15 protein-coding genes are annotated in these 17918 nt (G+C 58.3%); 4 read left to right on the top strand and 11 right to left on the bottom strand.

Annotated elements, in window-relative coordinates; all coding sequences use genetic code 11:
• Positions 1-66 precede the first annotated feature (66 nt).
• The 3 genes from gltP to AC1RPZ_RS03315 all read right to left on the bottom strand — a co-directional run bounded on the left by gltP (position 67) and on the right by AC1RPZ_RS03315 (position 2549).
• Entirely contained in the window at positions 67-1398 is a 1332-nt protein-coding gene (gene gltP / locus AC1RPZ_RS03305; RefSeq protein ID WP_493134866.1) for a glutamate/aspartate:proton symporter GltP, read from the bottom strand.
• Positions 1399-2023: 625 nt separating this feature from the next.
• The gene (locus AC1RPZ_RS03310) at positions 2024-2188 is read right to left on the bottom strand and encodes a DUF1328 domain-containing protein (protein WP_007989444.1); all 165 of its coding nucleotides are present in this window, start codon (positions 2186-2188) and stop codon (positions 2024-2026) included.
• 73 nt (positions 2189-2261) lie between these two features.
• The gene (locus tag AC1RPZ_RS03315; protein ID WP_493134868.1) at positions 2262-2549 is read right to left on the bottom strand and encodes a hypothetical protein; all 288 of its coding nucleotides are present in this window, start codon (positions 2547-2549) and stop codon (positions 2262-2264) included.
• 444 nt (positions 2550-2993) lie between these two features.
• Between AC1RPZ_RS03315 and algB the strand changes: the two genes are divergently transcribed.
• Both algB and AC1RPZ_RS03325 read left to right on the top strand, forming a co-directional pair.
• Complete coding sequence (gene algB / locus AC1RPZ_RS03320; RefSeq protein ID WP_493134872.1) at positions 2994-4340, top strand: sigma-54-dependent response regulator transcription factor AlgB; 1347 nt, start codon at positions 2994-2996, stop codon at positions 4338-4340.
• 10 nt (positions 4341-4350) lie between these two features.
• The gene (locus AC1RPZ_RS03325) at positions 4351-6141 is read left to right on the top strand and encodes an ATP-binding protein (RefSeq protein WP_493134874.1); all 1791 of its coding nucleotides are present in this window, start codon (positions 4351-4353) and stop codon (positions 6139-6141) included.
• A gap of 7 nt (positions 6142-6148) precedes the next feature.
• Here AC1RPZ_RS03325 and AC1RPZ_RS03330 read toward each other — a convergent pair whose 3' ends face one another.
• From AC1RPZ_RS03330 to AC1RPZ_RS03360, 7 genes are all read right to left on the bottom strand, one after another.
• Positions 6149-7762 (bottom strand): EAL domain-containing protein, encoded by a 1614-nt coding sequence (locus AC1RPZ_RS03330; protein ID WP_493134876.1) that lies wholly within the window; start codon positions 7760-7762, stop codon positions 6149-6151.
• 73 nt (positions 7763-7835) lie between these two features.
• Entirely contained in the window at positions 7836-8615 is a 780-nt protein-coding gene (locus AC1RPZ_RS03335) for an N-acetylmuramoyl-L-alanine amidase (protein ID WP_493134878.1), read from the bottom strand.
• A 101-nt stretch (positions 8616-8716) separates the two neighbouring features.
• Positions 8717-10861: a GGDEF domain-containing protein gene (locus tag AC1RPZ_RS03340; protein ID WP_493134881.1), complete on the bottom strand. Its 2145-nt coding sequence runs from the start codon at positions 10859-10861 to the stop codon at positions 8717-8719.
• On the bottom strand, positions 10858-11736 hold the full coding sequence (locus tag AC1RPZ_RS03345; RefSeq protein ID WP_493134883.1) for an endonuclease/exonuclease/phosphatase family protein: 879 nt from the start codon (positions 11734-11736) through the stop codon (positions 10858-10860). Before AC1RPZ_RS03345 ends, AC1RPZ_RS03340 begins: the two co-directional genes overlap by 4 nt.
• 12 nt (positions 11737-11748) lie before the next feature.
• Entirely contained in the window at positions 11749-12378 is a 630-nt protein-coding gene (locus tag AC1RPZ_RS03350) for a thiol:disulfide interchange protein DsbA/DsbL (protein ID WP_493134885.1), read from the bottom strand.
• A 200-nt stretch (positions 12379-12578) separates the two neighbouring features.
• On the bottom strand, positions 12579-13184 hold the full coding sequence (locus AC1RPZ_RS03355; RefSeq protein ID WP_493134887.1) for a c-type cytochrome: 606 nt from the start codon (positions 13182-13184) through the stop codon (positions 12579-12581).
• A 46-nt stretch (positions 13185-13230) separates the two neighbouring features.
• A complete protein-coding gene (locus AC1RPZ_RS03360) occupies positions 13231-13521 on the bottom strand; it encodes a c-type cytochrome (RefSeq protein ID WP_493134889.1) in 291 nt (96 codons plus the stop codon).
• A 191-nt stretch (positions 13522-13712) separates the two neighbouring features.
• Here AC1RPZ_RS03360 and yihA point away from each other — a divergent pair, with 191 nt between their 5' ends.
• A complete protein-coding gene (yihA, locus tag AC1RPZ_RS03365; RefSeq protein ID WP_262111532.1) occupies positions 13713-14357 on the top strand; it encodes a ribosome biogenesis GTP-binding protein YihA/YsxC in 645 nt (214 codons plus the stop codon).
• 420 nt (positions 14358-14777) lie between these two features.
• Here yihA and polA read toward each other — a convergent pair whose 3' ends face one another.
• Positions 14778-17549: a DNA polymerase I gene (gene polA / locus AC1RPZ_RS03370; RefSeq protein WP_493134892.1), complete on the bottom strand. Its 2772-nt coding sequence runs from the start codon at positions 17547-17549 to the stop codon at positions 14778-14780.
• Positions 17550-17623: 74 nt separating this feature from the next.
• Here polA and AC1RPZ_RS03375 point away from each other — a divergent pair, with 74 nt between their 5' ends.
• Positions 17624-17914 carry a DUF2782 domain-containing protein gene (locus AC1RPZ_RS03375; protein ID WP_493134894.1) on the top strand — a complete coding sequence of 97 codons (291 nt, stop codon included), beginning with the start codon at positions 17624-17626 and terminating at the stop codon, positions 17912-17914.
• Positions 17915-17918: the final 4 nt, after the last annotated feature.

The following is a 17918-nucleotide window of genomic DNA, read 5'->3' on the forward strand; positions in this document are numbered from 1 at the left end:
CATCGTCGGATCGCCGCCCGGAGCAAGCTCGCTCCCACAAAAGCCCGCTCCCACAGGGTTTAGCTATCAGTTGCTGGAGATTTCGCCAGCCGGCAGCTTCTCTTTGCTGCGCCAGTGCGGCAGGGAGTTCCAGTAGCGCTGACCCTTGGCGTCGTCGTACATGCCTTCCCAACGGGAGACGACCAGTACGGCGAGGGCGTTGCCGATCACGTTCAGTGCAGTACGGGCCATGTCCATGATGCGGTCGACACCCGCGATGAACGCCAGGCCTTCCAATGGAATGCCCACGCTGCCCAACGTTGCCAACAGGACCACGAAGGACACGCCCGGCACGCCGGCGATACCTTTGGAGGTGACCATCAGGGTCAGTACCAGCAGCAACTGCTGGCTGATCGACAGATCGATACCGTACAGCTGGGCAATGAAGATCGCCGCGATACTCTGGTACAGGGTCGAACCATCGAGGTTGAACGAGTAACCGGTCGGCACCACGAAGCTGCAAATGGCTTTCGGTGCACCGTAGGCTTCCATCTTCTCGATCACGCGCGGCAACACGGTTTCGGAGCTCGCGGTGGAGTAGGCCAGCACCAGCTCATCCTTGAAGATGCGCATCAGCTTGATCACCGAGAAACCGAACAGGCGAGCGATCAGGCCCAACACCACAAAGGCGAAGAAGGCGACGGCGACGTAAACCAGGATCACCAGTTTGGCCAGCGGCAGCAGGGACGCGAAACCGAAGTTGGCAACGGTCACTGCGATCAGTGCGAATACGCCGATCGGGGCGTAGTTCATGATCATGTGAGTGACCTTGAACATGCTTTCCGAGACGCCCTGGAACATCTTCACCAGCGGCTCGCGCAGGTCCGATTGCAGGCTCGACAGACCAAGACCGAACAACACCGAGAAGAAGATGATCGGCAGCATCTCGCCACGCGCCATGGCGGCAAAGATGTTCGATGGAATCAGGTTGAGGATGGTTTCGATGAACGCGTGTTCATGCTGAACCTCGGCTGCGGTCGCCTGGTACTTGGAGATATCCACAGTACCCAGGGTGCTCATGTCGATGCCGGAACCCGGGTGGAACACGTTGGCCAGCACCAGACCTACCACAATGGCGATGGTGGTGACGATTTCGAAGTAAACGATGGTCTTCAGACCAATGCGCCCGAGCTTCTTTGCATCCCCCACACCGGCAATGCCGACGACCAGCGAGGAGATCACGATCGGGATCACGATCATCTTGATCAGACGGATAAAGATATCGCCTGCCGGTTGCAGAACGTTGCTGATCCACCAAGCCTTTTCGGCACTGAAATGGTTGAGCAGCGCCCCAATTGCAATCCCCAGCACCAGACCGATGAGGATCTGCCAGGCGAGGCTAAGCTTTGCCTTCTTCATATCATTACCCTTTTCTTATAAATGGACTCGGGAAGATGCACAAACTGGAACGCTCTATTGCGAAAAAGTCTGTGCATCTGCCCCCGGATAAGGTCGCCCGGAGCGCGTAATTACGGCTCTCTGGCAGATAAAAAAGGCGCAACTATTCCGATGCACGGGAGCGACGTCTAATGCCGTAAACGCCTACCCTATGCCGAATCGGCATGAGATTTTCAAACAAAATGACCATCACAAGCGGTTCGAATACGACATTTCGGCAGGCATAAGTGCCGTGAACCGGCCATCGCAGAGGAGATTGGAGGTTTTTTGAGCAGCGGAACAGGGACAAAAACAGAGAAAAATCCTACGAGCCATAGTGAAAAGTGAGCGGGAATTAACGCCAAATTTCTCGATATACGGTCGCCCGGATACGCCGCGAAATGCTGTGTGACGGCTGTCGATATTTTTTTTGCCGGCAGGCACAGCGATAAAAATCAATTGGCCGCTCTAGGGCGATGCTTTGCACACATAAGCGCGCCGCCGATTTGTCACGTCATAAGAGACGGTCAAATCGGCGGCGCTGCTTGTCCTGACCCGGCCCTTGCGCAGGCACTCCCTGTACCCGTAGGTCACTCCGATTCTGACGTTAGCCTCGACCGCGGCGACCAAAGAAGAACGAAGCAACAAACATTACCAGGAACACGACAAAGAGAATCTTGGCGATACCTGTGGCGGTGCCCGCGATACCACCGAAGCCCAGTACGGCAGCGACAATGGCAATGATCAAGAAGGTGATTGCCCAGCTCAACATGGTGATTCTCCTTACGCTTCTATTTAGAGGTGCAGTTATTCCCGGCACATGAACATCGCGCCAAGCCTGTTACCTAGAACACCCAACGCTCCTGATTCAGCATTCCGGACTCAGGTTTTGCCTGGTCCACACTCATCATTCTCATTGGGGTCGCATCAGCAGACCGGTTGCTGACTGCGCTGAAATGGGTTTGGGTCAAGTGATGAGCCGGTGCAATCGCTGCCTCTGGCTGCTGGCTTTGTTCCCAGCGCAAGAACTGCTGGCCGCCGATCAAGGTGATCAACAAAGCAAAAACGGCAAACAATCCTTGCTGGATAGACAGTGGCGAGATACGCAATTGGGCGGCACGTTGGCGATTCATCCTGAAACTCCTCCCACACTGGTGGCTATTGGTTAGGGGGGCTCCTTCTTGAACTGCCCCCGGCTTAACCAGACCATTGCAGCCTGCATGCCAGCTTCTTCACGAGATAAAAATTCAATAAAATCAAATAGTTATTTAATAAAAAGAAATACATGCGGACGCATCCTGCACGATGGCTCGAGCTGGATCATGCGTAATGCACGATCGATTTTCAGGAAATCGAAAATTTTTGGAATGTATGAAGGGTCACGGATGTCAGAAAAAGAGACGGGAAAACGCCAGGGCCACCGCTATAAAAATAAAAATGATTAAAATCATACAGTTATTAGAATTTCTAACAGACAACCACCCCGATATGACGAGAAGCGCCCAGAATCAACCATGCAACTTGCCCGATTTTTCCGAGACTAAATTAAGAGCATTCATTTAAGGAGTGTAGGAAAAATGGAATCAGCCAACGAGCATCAAGGCCGCATTCTGCTGGTAGATGATGAATCCGCCATCCTGCGCACCTTCCGCTACTGCCTGGAAGACGAAGGCTATACCGTCGCCACCGCCAACAGCGCAGCCCAGGCCGACGTCTTATTGCAACGACAGGTCTTCGACCTGTGCTTCCTCGACCTGCGCCTGGGCGAAGACAACGGGCTCGACGTCCTGGCACAGATGCGCGTGCAGGCGCCCTGGATGCGCGTGGTCATCGTCACCGCGCACTCGGCCGTGGACACCGCCGTCGATGCAATCCAGGCCGGCGCCGCCGACTATCTGGTCAAACCTTGCAGCCCCGACCAATTGCGCCTGGCCACTGCCAAACAACTGGAAGTCCGCCAGCTCTCGGCACGCCTTGAAGCCCTCGAAGGTGAAGTCCGCAAGCCCAACGATGGCCTGGATTCCCACAGCCCGGCGATGAAAGTCGTACTGGAAACCGCCCGCCAGGTCGCCAGCACCGATGCCAACATCCTCATTCTCGGCGAGTCCGGTACCGGTAAAGGCGAACTGGCCCGGGCCATTCACGGCTGGAGCAAACGCGCGAAAAAACCCTGTGTCACCATTAATTGCCCGTCATTGACGACCGAACTGATGGAAAGCGAACTCTTTGGCCACAGCCGCGGCGCCTTCACCGGTGCCAGCGAAAGCACGCTCGGCCGGGTCAACCAGGCCGATGGCGGAACGCTGTTCCTCGATGAGATCGGCGATTTCCCGCTGACCTTGCAGCCCAAACTGCTGCGCTTCATTCAAGACAAGGAATACGAACGGGTCGGCGACCCGGTGACTCGTCGCGCTGACGTGCGGATCCTCGCTGCAACCAACCTCAATCTCGAAGACATGGTCCGCGACGGTCGTTTCCGCGAAGACCTGCTCTATCGACTGAACGTCATCACCTTGCACCTGCCGCCACTGCGCGAAAGGGCCGAGGATATCCTGACCCTGGCCGACCGCTTCCTGGCGCGCTTCGTCAAGGAGTACGCACGGCCGGCCCGCGTCTTCAGCGACGAAGCACGCGAGGCGCTGCTCGGCTATCGCTGGCCAGGCAATATCCGCGAACTGCGCAACGTGGTCGAACGCGCGAGCATCATTTGCCCACAGGAGCAGGTCGAGATCAGCCACTTGGGCATGGCCGAGCAAACCACCAGCAACGCGCCAAGAGTCGGTGCGGCGCTAAGCCTGGATGAACTGGAGAAAGCCCACATCGGCGCGATACTGGCCAGCGCCGGCACCCTCGATCAGGCTGCCAGGACCCTGGGTATCGACGCCTCGACGCTGTACCGCAAACGCAAACAGTACAACTTGTGAGCAGCTCCTTATGAAGCTGACGATAAAGTTGCGCACACGGCTGTTTCTGAGTATCTCGGCACTGATCACCGTGGCGTTGCTCGGGTTGGTACTCGGGCTGGTCAGCGTGATGCAGATAGCCAGTAACCAGGAAGCGCTGATCCGCGATAACTTCATCACCCTGGACCTGGAACTCAAGCTGCGCCAGACCCTGGACGATCAGTTGATCATCATGCTCGGCGAAAAGCCCGACCTTGAGGCGCTGGAAACCTCTGAACGGCACTACTTCGAGCTGCTGGATCAAGGCATCGAGCACGAAAACAGTTTTAATGGCGACCATCACGGCTTCGAGCAAGCCCGCACTGACTACCTGTCCTTTCTCAAAGCCTTCAGCCGCACGCAGGAACCGTCCGGCAAGCTCACCGGCAATCGGGACCTCACCGAAAAATTCAACGTGCTGCGCAACGGCCTGATCGCCGAACACAAACAGGCGCTGGACAACATCAACGAGACCCAACGCAATGCCCGTGAACATGCGCTGCTGATTGCCGGTTTGCTCGGTTTGGTCGGATTGGCAGTACTGACCATTGGCTTCATCACCGCTCACGCCATCGCCCGACGGTTCGGTGAGCCAATCGAGGCACTGGCCAAGGCTGCGGATAACATCGGCCAGGGTAACTTCGATGTCACCCTGCCGATTTCCCCGGCGGCGGAGATGATCCAGCTCACGCGGCGCTTCGGGATCATGGCCGAAGCCCTGCGTGAGCATCAGGCAATCAACGTCGATGAACTGCTCGCCGGCCAGCAACGCTTGCAAGCCGTGCTCGACAGCATTGATGACGGTTTGCTGATGATTGATCGTCAGGGCCATCTGGAGCACCTCAACCCGGTAGCACAGCGCCAGTTGGGTTGGGATGAAGATCGCCTCGGTCAAGGCCTGGGCACCGCGCTCCAACGGCCGGAGCTCGATGAACAACTACAAACGGTACTACGCGGTGGAACACTGGAGCGTGCACCTGAAGACCTGAGCATCGAAGTCGATGGCGAGTCGCGGCTGTTGACCTACAGCCTGACACCGGTCATTCATCCCCAGGAGCATATCCTCGGTGCCGTCATGGTGCTGCACGATGTCACCGAGCAACGGGCCTTTGAACGGGTGCGCAGTGAGTTCGTACTGCGCGCCTCCCATGAGCTGCGTACGCCGGTCACCGGCATGCACATGGCCTTCGGCCTGTTCCGCGAGCGCGCACACTTTGCCGAGGACTCTCGCGAAGCCGACCTGCTGAACACGGTGAATGAGGAAATGCAGCGCTTGATGCAGTTAATCAACGACCTGCTGAACTTCTCTCGTTATCAAAATGGTCTGCAAAAACTCACCTTGGCGCCGTGCAACATCGATGACCTCCTGGAGCAAGCACAGGGGCGTTTTGCCGAACGGGCCCATGAGCAAAGCATCGAGTTGCTGGTGGAAGTGCATGCACCGCTGCCGCGATTGCAGGCTGATCAGGTGCAACTCGACCGGGTACTGGATAACCTGATCGACAACGCTCTGCGTCATACCGGCCACAATGGGCAGATACGCTTGCAGGCGCGCCGGCATGGCGAAAGGGTGATCGTCAGTGTTGAAGACAATGGTGAAGGCATCGCTTACGGCCAGCAGGGGCGGATTTTCGAACCCTTCGTTCAGGTCGGGCGCAAGAAGGGCGGCGCCGGGCTCGGCCTGGCGCTGTGCAAGGAGATCGTGCAACTGCACGGTGGCCGCATGGGCGTATATTCCCGGCCGGGGCAAGGCACTCAGTTTTATATGGCGCTGCCGCTGTAACGGACGCTCAGGCCTCGTCATCCAGCCGCCGTGGCGCCAGTCGACGGCCTCGGGTGATCAGCTCAATGAACTGCGCCGCGGTCAAGGCACGGGCAAATAGCCAACCCTGGCCGTAGTTCACCCCTTCGCTGCTCAGCAACGTGGCCTGGGCCTCATATTCGATACCTTCGGCGATCACCTTGAGCTGCAAGGCATGCGCCATACGAATGATATGCGGCGCCACGCCGCTGCTGGCGGCGTCGTGGCCCAGCGCATCAATGAAGGCCTTGTCGATTTTCAGGCAGTCCACCGGCAGGGTTTGCAGGTAGGCCAGGCTGCAATATCCGGTGCCAAAGTCGTCGATCAGCACTTGATGCCCGGCATCACGCAAGGCTTGCAGGTTCTCCCGCGCGACCACCACATCGATCAGCCCCCGCTCGGTCACTTCAAACGCGATCTGCCGTGCAGCGACCCGGTGCATGGCCAGCAAACGCGCCATGACCTGGCCGATTCGCGGCACCATGACGTCGCAGGCGGCGAGGTTGACCGAGATATACAACTGCGGGTTGGCGCGCAGTAACTTACCGAGCTGTTCAAGCAATCGCTCCAACACGAAGTCAGTGATCTGACGAATCTGGCCGGTGTTTTCCGCCATGGGGATAAACAGGTCAGGGCTGGTCAGCGTGCCGTCCGGTCGGCGCCAGCGCAACAAGGCTTCGGCCCCGACACAGTGACGGCTTTTGAGGTCGAAGATCGGCTGATACAGGACCTGTAACTCGCCACGTTTGAGGGCTCCCTGCAACTCGCCGCCCAACGACTGCCGCTGACGGGCCAGCAGAAACACCAAACCACCAATGCTCACGCCCAGCACCAGGCTTGCCGGCACCAGCCACCACCACAGCGTGGGCAGGTGCAGTGCGGTTCGAGGACTGATCAACACCAATTGATATTCGGGATTGTTGGTTGGCATGCGATAGATCAGCCGGGTTTTCGTGACCTGCAACGGTTCACTGCTGAAGGGCGACCAGGGATCGGCCGGCGGCCAGGCTTGAGGCGCCCCGAGGACCGGGATCGCCCGCGTGCCATGATCGACCACCACCAGGCTGCTGTCGGGCGTCAGGTCAACCATGTCGGTCAAATGCCCGCGTGAAGTCGCTACACGAAAGTTACCGCGCCCCAGCATCAACGCTGCGCGGTTTTCGTCGGGCTCGGTCGAGGTGTTGAGCCAATAACTGTAGATCGGCCCTTTGATGTCAGGTGGCCGGATCGCCGAGAGCGCATCCTGCCGCGGTCGGTTGGAGCACATTTGCGTGGCGTCGATATAGGCCGCTTCATACACAAAACGGTAATTGAAACTGACCTGCTGCAAGGTTGCGATCATCTCCGTGTCGCAACTGCGCAACGGCTGTGCTTCCAGATCATCAAGGCCTTCACGCAGTTGGCCGAACAGCTGCTCCAGGCGCTCCACAAATCGTTCGCCCTGAGCATTCATCTGTTCGCTTTCGCGTTGCTGGACCTGCCGCAGCGCCACGCCCAGACTACCGGCCAATAGCAAAGCCGCACTCAGCGCAGCCGCTAGTATCGCCAAAGACCAAGGGCGATAGAACCAACTGCGCAGGGTTTCGCTAGCGGCCGTCATCATTGAATATCCGAAGGATTACCAATGAGTTATAGCTAGTGATTAGGGAATAGCCCTGACCGTCGGGCGGGCGTCATTATTTTGTCTGGTTGAGCACCTGCAGGATCGCGGCACTTTGCGCGTCTGGCGTACCGTCAAACCGTGAAGGTCGGTAGTGCATCTGGAAGGCTGCCAGCACATGCCGGGTGGCCACATCCAACTCGCCGGTCTGCGGCGTCGTGTAGCCCAAACGCACCAGTTCTTGCTGGAACCAGGTGATGCTCGGCAGTTGCGCTTCGAATGACGCTTGCTGACGCGCCACCGCCTCGGCATTGGGCCAGACCACCAGCCCTTCGTCGGCCAGACGCTTCCACGGGAACAACGGACCCGGGTCAAGCTTGCGCAGCGGCGCGATGTCGCTGTGGCCGATGATGTTTCGCGGGCTGATGTTGTTGCGCTTGCTGATGTCCTTGATCAGGAAGATCAAAGACTGAACCTGCGCCTCGCTGTAGGGATACCAGACACGCCCGGCAGGCGTATCGTGAAAACCCGGATTGACGATTTCGATGCCAATCGAGCTTGAGTTCAGCCAGGTCCGGCCATCCCACTCGCTTTCCCCGGCATGCCAGGCCCGGCGGCTTTCATCCACCAGTTTGAAAATGGTGGCGTTCTTGTCGTCGCCAATCAGGTAATGACTGCTGACCTCGCCATGGGTCAACAACGCCAACGAACGCTCCTGCGAGGCGGTGGTGTAATGCACCACAATAAACTGCACGCGGTTGTCGTGATTCACCGAAGGATGGCTGGTGTCGATTCGAGGACCGCTGGCACAGCCCGCCAGAACAAGCAGCAAAAAAAGCAGAGGAATAGATTTCATGACAAAGGCAATACGCTGATGACAGTAATGCAACAGTGTAACGTACTGCCTTCTTCCGGGCCGGCAAAAGCTTGGCATTAAACAAAATGGATCAATTGTAGTCAGCCCAGCTCCACTCGGTTGCGGCCGGCGTTTTTTGCCCGGTACAGCGCCTGATCGGCTCTTTTCAGCACTAAATCACTGTGTTCTCCCGCCTTGAACGCCGTCATTCCCATGGAAACGGTGATCGTCACGCGCTCACCTTTGAAATGAAACGGGCAGGCTTCGATAGCCGAGCGCAGGGTTTCTGCCAACTTGGCGCCGACCGCCAAAGGGGTGTTGGGTACCAGCAAGACAAACTCCTCACCACCGAAACGGGCGATGAAGTCTGTACCGCGCAGGCGCTTGCGCAGGACGCTGGCGATGATCTTCAACACTTTGTCACCCGCCAGGTGGCCGTAGTTATCGTTGATGCGCTTGAAGTGGTCGAGATCGAGCATTGCCAGCAACAGTGAGTTGCCGTGTTGCTGCCACTGGGCGATCTCGTGTTCCAGACGCTCGCCCCAGGCCGCCCGGTTCGGCAAGCCGGTCAGCGGATCGATCAGGGCTTTCTGGCGCTGCTCTTCAAGGTGTTCGCGGTAGCCCTGAGCTTCCTGCTCCATGCTCGCAACCCGCTCGGCCAGGCCTTGCAGGCGTGCCGCAACCTCCTGCTCCCGCTCATCGCGCTGCTTTTGATGCTGATCCATGGTGCCGAGCAGACCTTCAAGGTGGTTCTCCAGCACATGCTTGAGGCCTTCCAGATCCGCAGCGTCCTGCATGCTGCTCTGTAGGCCATCGACTTGCTCACGGATCTGCGTATCCATCTCCCGCGCCGCAGAGCGGTTGTCGGCATGTCCCTCGCTGGCGGCTTGCAGGTTGCTTTGGAAGGATTCCAGTCGCTCATTGAGCTGCTTGAGGTAAACCTCGAACTCATGTTGGCCACTGTCGGTAATCGCCAGCATCAAAACTGCAAGGTCATCGAGGATCGGCAGCAGTTCGTACCAATTCAACCCATTTTGTAGCCGATCTCGCATCGCCTCGGCTTGCGGTCGGTGACGCTCGGGCAATGACAAGTCGTCCAGCAGACCCAGCAACGTGTCTTCGATGTGCTTGGCCACCGAACTGTAAGACGGTTCCGGCGAATCCGGCAGTGCGTACAGAATATCCTGCTCTGGTTGTTCCGACTCCAGAGCTGCCGGCGCTTCTGCCATCGCCGATGGGAGTGGAACGCTGCCGAGTAACAGCGAGGCTTCATCGCCCGATGGAGGGACAACGGACGTCAACTCGTCGGGATTGATCACCATGGAGTCGGAAGCCGTCGTCGGGTTGGGTACCGAAATAGCCTGCGACTCTTGCAGCGTATCCGCATCAGGCAGATCTTGATCCGCTACCTGCGCGTGGGTACTCGGCGCTTCGGCGGCAAGCACTGGAGGCACAAAAGCCACTACTTCAGGTGATGGCTTGGTTTCTTCCGGCTGAGGTGCCGCCGGCGCAGGCGTCGCAATCACCGCGTGCGACACTGGCGCAGTCGGTACCGGGACTTCCTGCACCGTTGGCATAACAACCTGGATCGGCGCCGGCGTCGGTGATTTATGCACCAGCCAAGGTGTCGCCTCTACAGCAGGTACCGGCGCTTGCTCAACAGGGCTCGGGGTAGACGCTTCGTGTTGAAACGCATCGGCTTCTGCGGCCTGAGCATCCGCATCTCGACCGCCAAACAAACGCTGCAGCAAACCTGGGCGGCTTGGCTCGGCGGGGTTTTCCAGCAGGCTCAGCGCCTGACCTTGCAGACCACTGAGCTCACCGAGTAACAGAGGGATCTCACGTGCCTGGCTGACCCGTCCGTCGAGTTGCTTGGCAAACGTCTTGAGCGGGCGGCTGATCTCGCGCGGCAACGGCAAGGCCTGGAGCTGACTGACCAGGGCGGTCAACGCAGCGCTGACTTGATTGACCCGGGTCTCGCGACGCTGCTCGGAGTCGAGCACGGCTTTTTCCAGGCGCGGCAGCAATGCGGCCAGCCCTGCGTCCATATCGTTGGTGCGGATGACTTCGCGCATTTCCTTCATGCACTGGTCAACCGCGCGGTCGGTGCCCTCAGCCGCTAGCGTGCTGCGCACCAAACCACGACGCAGCAAGTCAAGGCGGGCATCCCAGCGGCGCTCGAGCTTTTCCTGCTGTTCGATACCTTTGAGGTATTTCTCTTTCCAGCGCTGTGCTTCGTCGCTCATTCAGGGGTTCCGCGAAGGGCAGGACTCAACGCGGGCAATGCATCGGCCGTGAGCGAACCCGGCAGACGAATCTCTACCGCGACCGGCAGGTGATCGGAAATCGGTTGTGCCAGCACTTCGACCCGTTCGAGGGTCAGCGTAGGGCTGAGCAGAATATGGTCCAGACAGCGTTGCGGGCGCCAACTGGGGAAAGTCGCTTCGACTTGTGGCGCGAGTAGACCGAGGTCACGCAGGGGAGAGGTTTGCAGCAGATCACTGGCATGGGTGTTCATGTCACCCATCAACACTTGATGTTTGTAGTCGCCAATCAACTCGCGAATATAGGCCAGTTGCATTGTCCGCACGCGTGCCCCCAACGCGAGGTGCATCATCACCACCACCAGCGCCTCCGGCCCCTCACCGAACCGCACAAGAATCGCACCACGGCCCTTGGGCCCGGGCAGCGGATGATCTTCAATCGCCCACGGGCGCAAACGGCTGAGCACGCCATTGCTGTGCTGAGCGAGGCGACCGAGGTTGCGATTGAGTTGTTGATACCAGTAGGGGAAGGCGCCGAGTTGGGCCAGGTGTTCGACTTGATTGATGTAGCCTGACCGCAGGCTGCCGCCATCGGCTTCCTGCAAAGCGACCAGATCGTAGTCGCCCAGCAGATTGCCGATTTTTTGCAGGTTATCCGCTCGCCCGGTATGCGGCAGCAAATGCTGCCAGCTACGGGTCAGGTAATGCCGATAACGCTCGGTACTGATGCCGACCTGGATGTTGAAACTAAGCAAACGCAAACGGCTGTCTGCGGGCAAGCCCGAGGATTCCAGATGATGCTCGTTGACCTGCGGGTCGTGCAGGCCAACGAGACGTTCAGTACCCCAGCGTCGCATGGCGTGCGCCGCTTACTTAGCGGCGCGCTCCTTGGCGATCAGCTGATCGGCCACGCTCAAGGTACCTTCAGGACCACCGGCAGTGCCCAGGTCGAAGCGGTATTTACCGTTGACGACCATGGTCGGTACACCAGAGATCTGATAGGCCTGAGCCTTTTTCTTGGCATCTTCAACTTTGCCTTTGACGGCGAACGAGTTGTAGGTGCTCAGGAACTTGTCCTTGTCGACGCCTACGCCGGCCAGGAACTCAGCCATTTCTTCCGGGGTAGCGAGCTTCTTGCCACCATGGATCGCTTCGAACACGGCTTTGTGAACCTTGTGCTCCACGCCCATCGCTTCCAGGGTGATAAACAGCTGACCGTGTACGTCCCAGATACCGCCGAACATGGCCGGAATACGTACAAAGTTCACGTCGGCAGGCAGTTTTTCAACCCATGGGTTGATGGTCGGCTCGAACGCATAGCAATGCGGGCAGCCATACCAGAACAGTTCCACGACTTCGATCTTGCCAGGCACAGCCACCGGAACGGCGCTGCTCAACTCGACATATTGTTTACCGGCTTCAAGCGGTTCGGCAGCTTGGGCGGTCATGCCGAACAGGCTGGCAGTGACGAGTGCGGCGCTGAGAATCAGATTACGCATGCTTTACTCCTGAACAAATTGGCTCGCCTCGCGCGACCTGTTTTCCGGCAGATCATGGCGGGCATTAGTTGTCTAGTGTAACGGCAGCGGCCACAAAAAAGGGCGGCCAAAGCCACCCTTTTTATGCTTGCATCGAAGGATTAATCGAGCGTTAACATTGCGCGAGATCAACACCTTGCGCAACGCCCGCTCAACCGGCCTTAGTGCAGGCCTTGAATGTAGCTGGACACCGCTTCGATGTCCTTGTTGCTCAATTTTGCCGCGATGCTTTGCATGATTTTCGTGTCGCCGTCGTTGGTACGGTTACCTTCACGGAAATCGGTCAGTTGCTTGGCGACGTATTGAGCGTGTTGGCCACCCAGGTGCGGGAAGGCAGCAGCAGCGTTGCCTGCACCGTTAGGCGAATGGCAACCGGTGCATGAGGGCATGCCCTGATCCAGTTTGCCGCCGCGGAACAATTCTTCACCGCGAGCCACGACTTTCGGGTCTGCTGCGCCGACGCTGCCTTTCTGGCTGGCGAAGTAGGCAGCGAGGTCGGCCAGGTCCTGATCACTCAGGTTGGTCAACAGGCCGGTCATCTCCAGAACGGTGCGCTTGCCCGACTTGATGTCGTGCAGCTGCTTGTTCAGGTAACGCTCACCCTGCCCCGCCAACTTTGGAAAGTTTGGCGCCATGCTGTTGCCGTCCGGGCCATGACAGGCGCCACATACTGCGGCTTTCGCCTGACCAGCAGTCGCATCACCTGCAGCATGGGCAATGCCGGAGATCCCCAGGGTCAACAGCAGACTCACGATCAATTTGTTCATCAGCTAATCCAACTACGGCTAAGGGTTAAAGAGTTATGGACCGGAATCACTCGCTCATCCTCTGGATGATTGCTGAGTAATCCTCGGCACTGCAGTCCATGCACAAACCACGCGGCGGCATCGCCTTGAAACCCTGGGTCACGTGTTGCACCAGCGTCTCCATACCTTGCGCCAGTCTTGGCGCCCAAGCTTCCTTATCGCCCTTTTGAGGCGCCGTTGGGAGTTGGCCGGAATGACAGGCTCCACAAACACGGTTGTACACAGCTTCCGGATCCTGTGTAGCCTGAGCGCTGTAAAGCGGCATCAAGATACCGGTAGCTAGCAGCCATTTCGTCATAAAACGACCTTTTCAGGGTTGAGAGCGTGCTGCGTTCTAGTGCGCAATCAAGGTCAATCGCTCTCGTGAACTTCATCCTACGCTGGGACAAAGCGCACACAAAATCTGCGGCATTATATACTGGCGTCACTGAAACGGAAACGACGCTGCTCTTTGCGACCAATCTCGGCACCGCCCACATCGGAAATCCCATGCAACTCAAGAACCCCATCCTCGGTCTGTGCCAACAGTCCACCTTCATGCTCAGCGCCGCCAAAGTCGACCAATGCCCCGACGACGAAGGCTTTGAAGTGGCCTTCGCCGGGCGTTCCAACGCCGGCAAGTCCAGCGCCCTGAACACCCTGACTCACGCCAGCCTGGCTCGCACCTCGAAAACCCCGGGCCGCACGCAACTCTTGAACTTCTTCAAGCTAGACGATGAACGCCGTTTGGTTGACCTGCCGGGTTACGGCTACGCCAAAGTGCCGATCCCGTTGAAGATGCACTGGCAGCGCCACCTGGAAGCTTATCTGGGCAGCCGCGAGAGCCTGAAGGGTTTGATTCTGATGATGGACATCCGTCATCCAATGACCGACTTCGACCTGCTGATGCTCGACTGGGCCGTGGCCAGCGGCATGCCGATGCACATTCTGCTGACCAAGGCCGACAAACTGACCTACGGCGCAGCGAAGAACACCTTGCTCAAGGTTCAGGCGGAAATCCGTAAAGGCTGGGGCGAAACCGTGACTATCCAGCTGTTCTCGGCACCAAAACGCCTGGGCCTGGAAGACGCCTACACGGTATTGGCGAACTGGATGGAACTGGCAGACAAGGGCGCCGAGACAGAAGCTCAGTAAGCTTTGGGGATATCCGGAAAACTGTCTGTGGGGCGATCAGGCAAGGCAAAAGCACGGCTCGAAAGCGGAGTTTAGGGACCTAAATGAGCATTTCGAGCCGTGCTTTTAACGCAGCATGATCGTTCCACAGGCAGTTTTCAGGCAAAAAAAACCCCGAATTTCGTATGGGGAGGGAGAAATTCGGGGTCTAAGTTTCCGGACCGCTAGGGCGGGGTCCAGATATCTGCCAACACTTAACACAACATAGGAGCATCGAAGGGCTTCACCACCCATTCAGTAACTCTGAGTGGCGGTTCACGAATTTAGTTCCGATTGGTTTCAAAACCTATTGGGAATAACCCAAAGAACTTTCCGAACTAATAGCCCTTCGCGTGCGAGTTGCCGCGACACTATGCCGCGGCAAGCCCGCCTCAAACCGGCTTAATGCGCCTCATCCCAGTTGTTTCCGACGCCGACTTCCACCAAAAGTGGCACATCCAGGGTCGCTGCGCCGCTCATGTGAACGCGAATTTCCTCACGAACCTGGTCGACCAGGTCTTCGCGAACCTCAAGCACCAATTCATCGTGCACCTGCAGAATCACTTTGGCGTCCAGACCTGAAGTCGTCAGCCAGTTGTCCACCGCTACCATGGCTCTCTTGATGATGTCCGCCGCGGTGCCTTGCATCGGCGCGTTGATCGCCGTGCGCTCGGCGCCTTTGCGCAGGGCCGGGTTTTTCGCGTTGATGTCCGGCAGGTACAGGCGACGACCGAAAATGGTTTCGACGAACCCCTGCTCTGCCGCCTGGGCCCGGGTGCGCTCCATGTACTCGAGCACACCTGGATAGCGGGCGAAATAACGGTCGATATAGGCTTGGGACTGCTTGCGGTCGACGCCGATCTGCTTGGCCAGGCCAAACGCGCTCATGCCGTAGATCAGGCCGAAGTTGATCGCCTTGGCACTGCGCCGCTGATCGGTGGTGACATCCGCCAGCTCAACCCCGAACACCTCGGCAGCGGTGGCTTTGTGCACATCCAGGTCGTTGCGGAACGCATGCAACAGCCCTTCGTCCTTGGCCAGATGGGCCATGATCCGCAGCTCGATCTGCGAATAGTCCGCCGCCAGCAGCTTGTAGCCCTTTGGCGCGACGAACGCCTGACGAATCCGTCGACCTTCGGCGGTACGAATCGGAATGTTCTGCAGGTTCGGATCACTGGAAGACAAACGACCGGTCGCTGCCACCGCTTGATGGTAAGACGTGTGAATCCGCCCGGTGCGTGGGTTGATCTGCTCTGGCAGACGGTCGGTGTAGGTGCTTTTCAGCTTGCTCAAGGAGCGGTACTGCATCAGCACTTTGGGCAACGGGTAATCCTGCTCGGCCAGTTCCGCCAGCACCGCTTCGGCGGTTGAAGCCTGGCCCTTGGCGGTTTTGCTGAGAATCGGCAGCCCGAGTTTTTCGTACAGGATCACGCCCAATTGTTTCGGCGAACCGAGGTTGAACTCTTCACCGGCGATGGCGAACGCCTCACGTTCGAGAGCTACCAACTTGTCGCCCAGTTCAACGCTCTGTATGCCCAGCAGGTTGGCGTCGACCAACGCGCCCTGGCGCTCGATACGCGCCAACACTGGCACCAGCGGCATCTCGATTTCGCTGAGGACTTTGCTCAGGCTTGGAATGGCGTTGAGTTTTTCCTGCAAGGTCTGATGCAGACGCAGCGTCACGTCGGCGTCTTCAGCGGCGTACGGCCCGGCCAGCTCCAGCGAGATCTGGTCGAAGGTCAGTTGCTTGACGCCCTTGCCGGCGATGTCCTGGAAGCTGGTGGTGGTGTAGCCCAAATACTTGAGCGCCAGGCTGTCCATGTCGTGACGGGTTGCTGTCGAATCCAGCACGTAGGACTCAAGCATGGTGTCGAAGGCAATGCCTTGCACCGTGATGCCACAGCTCTGATCGCCGCCAATGGCGCAGTTGGCCAGGATGTTCATGTCGAACTTGGCGTGCTGGCCGACCTTGAGCTTGCTCGGATCTTCCAGAATCGGTTTCAGCGCGCGCAACACCGTGTCACGATCCAACTGATCCGGCACGCCCATGTAGGAGTGGGTCAGCGGGATGTAGGCCGCTTCGTTGGCCTGTACAGCAAACGACAGCCCGACAAGTTGCGCTTGCTGCGCGTCGACGCCGGTGGTTTCGGTATCGAAGGCGAACAGCTTGGCGTTTTGCAGCTTCTTCAGCCAGATGTCGAAATCAGCCTGGGTGAGGATCGTGGTGTACTTGGGCCCATCGTCGCCGACCACGGCTTCTTCAACCGCCGCCACCACGTCCTGGCCCGCTCGCTTGGCGTCACGCTGAAGCTCCTCGAACCAGCTCTTGAACTCGAGCAGGGTATAGAGCTCGGCAAGCTTTTCACGGTCCGGCTCATCCAGGTGCAAGTCGTCGAGACCAATGTCCAGCGGTACGTCGACCTTGATGGTCGCCAGTTGATAGGAGAGGAACGCCATCTCCTTGTGCTCTTCCAGCTTGGCCGGCAGCGTTTTAGCGCCACGAATCGGCAAGGTCGGAACGATATCGAGCTGCGCATAGAGCTCGGTCAGGCCGCCGTTCACACCCACCAGCAGGCCGGATGCCGTCTTCGGACCAATACCCGGCACGCCTGGAATGTTGTCGGAGGAATCGCCCATCAGTGCCAGATAATCGATGATCTGTTCGGGAGCGACGCCGAATTTCTCCTTCACGCCAGCCACATCCATCGCGCTACCGGTCATGGTATTGACCAAGGTAATGTGCCCGTCGACCAGCTGCGCCATGTCCTTGTCACCGGTAGAGATCACCACCGGACGGTCAGCCGCCGCGCTGCTGCGGGCCAGCGTACCGATGACGTCGTCAGCCTCAACGCCTTCGACGCACAGCAGCGGAAAGCCCAGGGCGATCACGCTCGCGTGCAATGGCTCGATCTGAACGCGCATGTCGTCGGGCATGCTTGGGCGGTTGGCTTTGTATTCGGCGTACAGGTCATCGCGAAATGTCCCGCCCTTGGCATCGAACACGACGGCGAACGGGCTGTCCGGGTACTGCTTGCGCAGACTCTTGAGCATGTTCAGTACGCCCTTGACCGCGCCGGTCGGCAGGCCTTTGGAGGTGGTCAACGGTGGTAGCGCGTGAAAGGCGCGGTACAGGTAAGAAGAACCGTCCACCAGGACGAGGGGGGCTTGGCTCATGAGCAGGATCAACCTTTTCGGCGGGTCCGGCGCTAGAATAGCGGGACCGTTGACGACAAAGGGACAAGGTTATCATGCGCTCACTAAATCGCCTGTTGCTGACTGGCTTCTTTGCAATGACTCCCCTGGCCGTCATGGCAGCCGACGATGCACCGACGCCAGAACCGGAAGTCACCATCCACACTGAAGGTGACAAAGTCATTCAGGAGTACCGCCAGAACGGCTTCGTATACGCGATCAAGGTCACCCCGAAAGGCGGGAAACCGTATTTTCTGATACGGGCGGACGGAACGGATGCAAACTATATCCGCTCGGATCAGCCGGATATGCTGATCCCGGCGTGGGAAATTTTTACGTGGAAGTAGTTTC

It is taken from the genome of Pseudomonas sp. GW822-FHT02D10, from assembly GCF_058802345.1.

What these genes read in the sequence shown, in the direction of transcription:
- gltP (WP_493134866.1), bottom strand. Translation starts at nt 1,398, where the DNA reads ATGAAGAAGGCAAAGCTTAGCCTCGCCTGGCAGATCCTCATCGGTCTG.
- AC1RPZ_RS03310 (WP_007989444.1), bottom strand. Translation starts at nt 2,188, where the DNA reads ATGTTGAGCTGGGCAATCACCTTCTTGATCATTGCCATTGTCGCTGCC.
- AC1RPZ_RS03315 (WP_493134868.1), bottom strand. Translation starts at nt 2,549, where the DNA reads ATGAATCGCCAACGTGCCGCCCAATTGCGTATCTCGCCACTGTCTATC.
- algB (WP_493134872.1), top strand. Translation starts at nt 2,994, where the DNA reads ATGGAATCAGCCAACGAGCATCAAGGCCGCATTCTGCTGGTAGATGAT.
- AC1RPZ_RS03325 (WP_493134874.1), top strand. Translation starts at nt 4,351, where the DNA reads ATGAAGCTGACGATAAAGTTGCGCACACGGCTGTTTCTGAGTATCTCG.
- AC1RPZ_RS03330 (WP_493134876.1), bottom strand. Translation starts at nt 7,762, where the DNA reads ATGATGACGGCCGCTAGCGAAACCCTGCGCAGTTGGTTCTATCGCCCT.
- AC1RPZ_RS03335 (WP_493134878.1), bottom strand. Translation starts at nt 8,615, where the DNA reads ATGAAATCTATTCCTCTGCTTTTTTTGCTGCTTGTTCTGGCGGGCTGT.
- AC1RPZ_RS03340 (WP_493134881.1), bottom strand. Translation starts at nt 10,861, where the DNA reads ATGAGCGACGAAGCACAGCGCTGGAAAGAGAAATACCTCAAAGGTATC.
- AC1RPZ_RS03345 (WP_493134883.1), bottom strand. Translation starts at nt 11,736, where the DNA reads ATGCGACGCTGGGGTACTGAACGTCTCGTTGGCCTGCACGACCCGCAG.
- AC1RPZ_RS03350 (WP_493134885.1), bottom strand. Translation starts at nt 12,378, where the DNA reads ATGCGTAATCTGATTCTCAGCGCCGCACTCGTCACTGCCAGCCTGTTC.
- AC1RPZ_RS03355 (WP_493134887.1), bottom strand. Translation starts at nt 13,184, where the DNA reads ATGAACAAATTGATCGTGAGTCTGCTGTTGACCCTGGGGATCTCCGGC.
- AC1RPZ_RS03360 (WP_493134889.1), bottom strand. Translation starts at nt 13,521, where the DNA reads ATGACGAAATGGCTGCTAGCTACCGGTATCTTGATGCCGCTTTACAGC.
- yihA (WP_262111532.1), top strand. Translation starts at nt 13,713, where the DNA reads ATGCAACTCAAGAACCCCATCCTCGGTCTGTGCCAACAGTCCACCTTC.
- polA (WP_493134892.1), bottom strand. Translation starts at nt 17,549, where the DNA reads ATGAGCCAAGCCCCCCTCGTCCTGGTGGACGGTTCTTCTTACCTGTAC.
- AC1RPZ_RS03375 (WP_493134894.1), top strand. Translation starts at nt 17,624, where the DNA reads ATGCGCTCACTAAATCGCCTGTTGCTGACTGGCTTCTTTGCAATGACT.